We start from the raw sequence: 1,157 nt of genomic DNA on the forward strand, positions 1-1,157 counted from the left end.
TACTGACCTTTTCGGATTGGCTTCGGATGGTCTGCGGTGAGGGTCAGTCCGGTCTCGGTGAGGCAACTGTCGATGAGTTCGGGATGGCGCTGGAGATGGGCGAGTCCGCAGCGGAGGGTGCGGGTGAGGTGGTCAGGGTCGACGAATGCGGTGTTGGCCATCGGTCCGCGCCGTAACCACGACCAGATGCCTTCCACGGGGTTCAAGTCAGGGCTGTAGGAAGGCAGTTGGACGATGGTGAGCCACTCGTGGTCGGCTGCGTACTTCCTCATGCCGGCGGCACGATGGGTGTTTAAATTGTCCCAGACGACAACAATGGGGGCGCCGAGCTGCAGGTGCGCGCGGACCAGGAGGTCACGGTAGTCCTGCCAGGCGAAGCTCTTGCGTGCTCCTTTGAGGAGCAGGTGGAAGCGGGGCCGGTAGATCAGCCGGGACCTCTCGCCCGGCCGGTAACAGCACATCGCGGCGACGGAGATCCGCCGCCGGGACCGTCCCCGCACTCTCACCACGGGAGTCTGTCCGCGCCGGCCCCACGTGCGGGCTCGTGGCGGCGTCATCGCGAACCCGGCCTCGTCCTCGAAGACAATCCAGGCCCCGAGCGCCGCCGCGGTCCTTCCACCTGCGGCCACACGTCCTTCTTCCACAGCTCGACCGCATGGTCGTCGCGTTCCAGCGCGCGACGAGCCGGACTCTGCCAGGACCAGCCGTGACGGTGCAGCAGCCGCCACACCCCCGCGATCGAGCAACGGACCTCGAACTGGCGGCCGATCACCGTTTGGACGCGCACCAGCGTCCACCGCTGATCTTCCCAGCCATGCGCGGTCGGCCCCTTGGCCAGCTCCGTTTCCAGCAGGACGAACCGTTCGTCCGACAGCTTCGGCAGTTTCGCGGGCCCCTTCGACTTCAGACCCTCCATGCCGCCCTCACGCCAGTTGCGGCGCCAGAGCTCCACCGAACGGACGCTCACCCGCAGGTCCTTGGCGATGCCTGAAGTCCTGTCGCCTCGTGCGAACCTCTGCCCGGCCTCCAGCCGGATCCCTTCACGCGCAGCCCGCCGCTCAGCAGTCAGGCCCCCACCATCCGCGTACCGCATAACACCGGCATACCGCAGGAATCACCCAACGTCACCCCCCGAACGCAACCCGAAAAGGTCAGTA

The 1,157-nt window shown here is 66.7% G+C and carries 2 protein-coding genes; both read right to left on the reverse strand.

Annotated features, from left to right (window positions below):
* Positions 1-557: transposase (locus ABZT06_RS50605; RefSeq protein ID WP_355756734.1), on the reverse strand; the 557-nt coding region annotated here is incomplete at its 3' end.
* Positions 554-1,093, reverse strand: a complete 540-nt coding sequence (locus ABZT06_RS50610; RefSeq protein ID WP_355756732.1) for a winged helix-turn-helix domain-containing protein — start codon at positions 1,091-1,093, stop codon at positions 554-556. The genes ABZT06_RS50605 and ABZT06_RS50610, both read right to left, overlap by 4 nt.
* Positions 1,094-1,157 lie beyond the last annotated feature (64 nt).

The sequence above is a fragment of the Streptomyces sp. NPDC005483 genome, from assembly GCF_040606035.1.
In the GTDB taxonomy this organism is placed as follows: domain Bacteria; phylum Actinomycetota; class Actinomycetes; order Streptomycetales; family Streptomycetaceae; genus Streptomyces.